Source organism: Neobacillus drentensis (assembly GCF_036965245.1).
GTDB classification, from domain to species: domain Bacteria; phylum Bacillota; class Bacilli; order Bacillales; family Cytobacillaceae; genus Neobacillus; species Neobacillus drentensis_G.
On the sequence record NZ_JBALPG010000130.1, the window covers coordinates 12,597 to 16,666 of the forward strand.

General features: G+C 33.7%; 4 protein-coding genes. All 4 read right to left on the bottom strand.

Features of this window, described 5'->3' with window-relative positions; all coding sequences use genetic code 11:
- A partial coding sequence (locus V7150_RS21790; protein WP_335522415.1) for a DUF2642 domain-containing protein occupies nucleotides 1–573 on the bottom strand: 573 nt, incomplete at its 3' end.
- A 199-nt stretch (nucleotides 574–772) separates the two neighbouring features.
- Nucleotides 773–1,945 carry a hypothetical protein gene (locus V7150_RS21795; RefSeq protein WP_335522417.1) on the bottom strand — a complete coding sequence of 391 codons (1,173 nt, stop codon included), beginning with the start codon at nucleotides 1,943–1,945 and terminating at the stop codon, nucleotides 773–775.
- 88 nt (nucleotides 1,946–2,033) lie between these two features.
- Entirely contained in the window at nucleotides 2,034–2,504 is a 471-nt protein-coding gene (locus V7150_RS21800; protein ID WP_335522419.1) for a hypothetical protein, read from the bottom strand.
- A 150-nt stretch (nucleotides 2,505–2,654) separates the two neighbouring features.
- Nucleotides 2,655–3,725: a CotH kinase family protein gene (locus tag V7150_RS21805; RefSeq protein WP_335522420.1), complete on the bottom strand. Its 1,071-nt coding sequence runs from the start codon at nucleotides 3,723–3,725 to the stop codon at nucleotides 2,655–2,657.
- Between the last annotated feature and the right edge of the window lie 345 nt (nucleotides 3,726–4,070).

Below are 4,070 nucleotides of genomic sequence, written 5' to 3' on the forward strand. Positions count from 1 at the left end.
CATTTGCCCTATTAGATTCTCATTTTCCCCGTTATTAATGACAATCAATTCTCCCTTTAACTTCTGAATTTGTACTTCAAATGATCGGGCAAATGTAATATTGCTTTGGTTTACTGGAGGACTTGTGTTGCTTAGACCGTAAGGCCGCTGATCATTCGTATAAGGGATTAACCACTTTAAGTGGTTAAGGGAGATAAACATTGTTTTGTATATAGGGGAGTAAAAGACAAAATAGTTATTCATTATGCTAATAATAAAGCCGTGCAATGCTTGTTTACTTGTTACATAGATTTCTGTAAAAATACCCTTTGACAAGGTAAGGATTTTTCTTAATGATATTTCTTCATTATGATTATAAATCGGAGTTGGTCCATTTTTAATACTAATTTCTGAAATTTTATCCTGTTTTAACAGTATCCAGTTTTGGATGTGAACTATCGGAATGTAAAGATGATCTTTTCCATTAAATACCACCCATGTATCACTGCCAATATCCACTAACAATCCGCTAATGAACTTCTTTCCAGAGATCTCAAGTTTAATATACTTGCCGATATTTTCTTTTACTTTCATTTAATCACATCCTTTCCTTGTAGTTTCCATTTACAAAAAGAGAAGGGCTCAATAGAGGTATTTCAATTAATATTTCAAAATGAAAAGCCTGCCCAGCTCATATTTGTAAGAGGATTTGAGGATGCTGCCAAAAGGCTGAAGATAAATAGACCCAAAAATGTTTGCTTCATGAAAATAAGGAGATCTGAGGTTATAATTTTTAGGTTTTTTTGTTTCTATTTGGCCATCCGGCAAAAGGAAATGCACGCTCTTTGTTGGGGGTAACCGGTTCACCGGAAAAGCGGGAAGTCCTTTTTTCCTCATCTTTTTGACCCCATACATTTTTTGTGTCGTTTTCAAACCTATCACTATTGGTATCTTCAGTTTTTCTATTTGCAGTAGTATGTGATAGAACAGGTTTGGTTGTGTCTGTTGTTTCTTGAGATTTTGAAGGTATTGCTTCTTTCTTTAATGATGGCAACTTGTCAGCAGGCTTCGTTTCCACTTTAATGACTGTTTCCTTGACAGGTTTCATTTCCTTTGCTGGTTCAATTGGTTTTGCTTTACCTATACTTGGCTCATCAGTTTTTTTCTTTTTATTATTTTTTTCATTTTTTTGTTTTTTTCGATCAGTTTTTCCTTTGTGCTCTGTATCGACAGAGGTCTCCCGTTTTCTACTTTTGGAAATATGATCATCTATCTGTAGTGTTACTTTATTTTTCGAATGTGACAATTCAGTGGTAATGAGAGGTTCAAAAATTTCCTCTACTGCAGCCACCTTTGGTTGCTTTTCAGAGTATTCACTGTCAGCAGTAGTTTTTTCTTTATTTTCAAAAGAAGTACTTTTCTCTCTGGCAGTTTGCTTTGAATTGTTTCCTGTTTTGTTTTCTGTAGTTTGGCAGGTTCGATTTACTTCATCATTTTCTTCGTTTTCATTATTCTTAGTCTCATTTTTGTTTTGCTCATTTTCTGTTGTCTCGTTTTGTGTTCGTTTCTCTTCTTTGATATACCCTTTCAAGATATTGGATACATATGTTAATTTTATATAAATTCGATCTTCACCATTAATTAAAGTAGCGAAATCTGTATCAATTTCACTTAAAACACCGCTAAATCTTTGTTTGTTAGTACATAAGATTGTTATCCAAGAATGTAGGAATGAACGTAAAAGGTCTGTTAATCTTTGAGTCTTTTGAAATTCTGATGTCGTTTTCTCAGGCTGGAACTGCCTGGTGTTTTTTGTGACCGCCTGAATTTTATCAATGTTATAATAAAAAATGTATTTATTTTCAGTTTCCAAGACCACATGATCTGCTTCGACACCAATAAGTGTTCCTTTAAATACTTCTTCATCTACATAGAGATTTACGTTAAATCCTTTTAATAAATCCAATGCAGCTGAAAATTTATCTGACCCCATGTTTCATCCTCCTTCTGTGATAATGGGTCGTTCCTCTGTTTGGAGAAAGTGACGTTGATTGTTAATCGTTATCATTGGAATTCTCAGAGCTATCTATTTTTGTATTTTCAACCGTTAAGCCGTAGCTAATGTTACGAATGTGTTTCATGGAAAAACGTACAACTTCATCGTTTACGATTAGTGAAGCATAGTTTTTATTTGCATCACTGAGTACGCCTTCTAATGACTCTGAACCACCACGATTTATTTTTATCCATTGGAACCTGATGCTCTCTAGGAGCTTATGAAAGTTATCAGCCGTCTTGTAATCTAATTTTTTCGGAACTTTTATTCCAAATTTCATTATATCTTTAGAACTTTCTGTAATACTTTTGATATGGTTTGTCGTATAGTAAACCACTCCGTCACTTTCTGTTAATAAAACAAAATAATCTTCAAATACAGCAAGTAATTTTCCAATTCTGCTTTCAGGGCCTCCACGATCAACCCTGATGGTTTTATCCACAAGTCGACTCATCATTTCTCTATCCATAAATGAATTATCCTCCTCTAAATAAAATAAACATATACACTGCATCTATATGTATTACGGAGCGATGTTGTACTTATTAAGTAGCATTTTTTTCATAGATAAGGTGAAAAGGAGGCAAAAAAGTACATGATATTCAACCATATACTTTTTTCATTGGAGCTTTATCACTTGTTGTTTTAAATATCTTCTTCTATTCTGGATAAAATCGATCATAAATTCTTTTTCACGATCAAGTGTTTCAGCATTTGCTTTAATAAACGGATCCAAGTGAAGGTGTGGCTTTATTTTTTGAAAAAGCTCGTCAATAATCGCTGTTTGTGCTTCAACAGTAAAGTCTTTATCTAAAACGGACGAAATTATGTCACGATATTTCTTTTTAAAATGAGGAAAATAAAGCAATCTTCCAGTTAAAGTATTATAGCCGGATATCGGTATATAGTCATGGCGGAGAGGTTTTCCATGGAGATTTCTACCCCAAGTTCCATCATAATCCCATGGTGTGATTTCATAAGCTCCAGTATCACTACGTTGGTAAAGTGCGTAATTATGGATAAAACCGTCAAAATTTTGGGTACAAACCACACCTGCCAGCCACGTTAAATACTGATTAACATCGAGTTCCTGTGTTATTTGTTTTTCAAACTCCTCATTACTTAAAGAATTTATCATGGCAATTAAGTTTTCTAAATTGGAAAGGTCTTTTTTTTCACCATATTTAATCGTGTATCCCTCTTTCAATTTTGATTTTAATTTTTTTTTCGGGTTTAGTAAGGAGAAGTTAGCATGATAATTGGTTGCGTAGATAATTGGGCCCATCGGTAAATTTCTTTTTTGTAAAAGATATTGATCGAATGATTCAAGTTCTAAGTAAATTCCTTTACAAAAACCATTTATATATAGAAGGATATGTTTTGAATGTGGCGAGATCACGCCGATTCTGTCAAAGAAATCAAGGGACAGCTTATTCCTGCATAAGGATACATCATTGAATTCTGCATTTAAATGAATTTCATGTGCTCCATTAACGATAGAGGGTTTTTGAAAAATAATATTATAGGATTTCTTTTTCTTCTTTCTAATTACATTTCCTCGATAGGCAAGACCAATTGAATATTGGTTGGTTCCTATTTTGAGGACAGCAGGGACATGTTGATTCATCCAAATATCCTTGTCCAGCTGGTTTAACATCTTTGGATTGATAAAAATCTCATATTTTTGCACTGTAAATACCCCTATAAATATATATTTTTTAGAATAATATGCTCTACACATAGCAATGGTGCAGTATATAGGCATTTGGTTAATAATGAAAAAATATATGTTTGTCTATAGCCAATTCCACTTCTTCCCCATAAATTATCAATGAGCATAAAAATTAGGGAAAGTGGTGGAAAAGGAATATGAGTATGGTCATGGAAGAATTGTTATCTCAAGCACAGGCAAACGGGGTTGAAGAATTTTTAGTCAATAATCCCGTTGTATTCAAAAAAGGCAAAAAGGGCAGTTATGGCTCAAATGGGAGTCATGGAAGTGAAGGTAGTTATGGCAGCGAAGGTAGCCAGGGCA

Coding starts and splice junctions, on each gene's coding strand:
- V7150_RS21800 (WP_335522419.1), bottom strand. CDS start 2,504: ATGGATAGAGAAATGATGAGTCGACTTGTGGATAAAACCATCAGGGTT.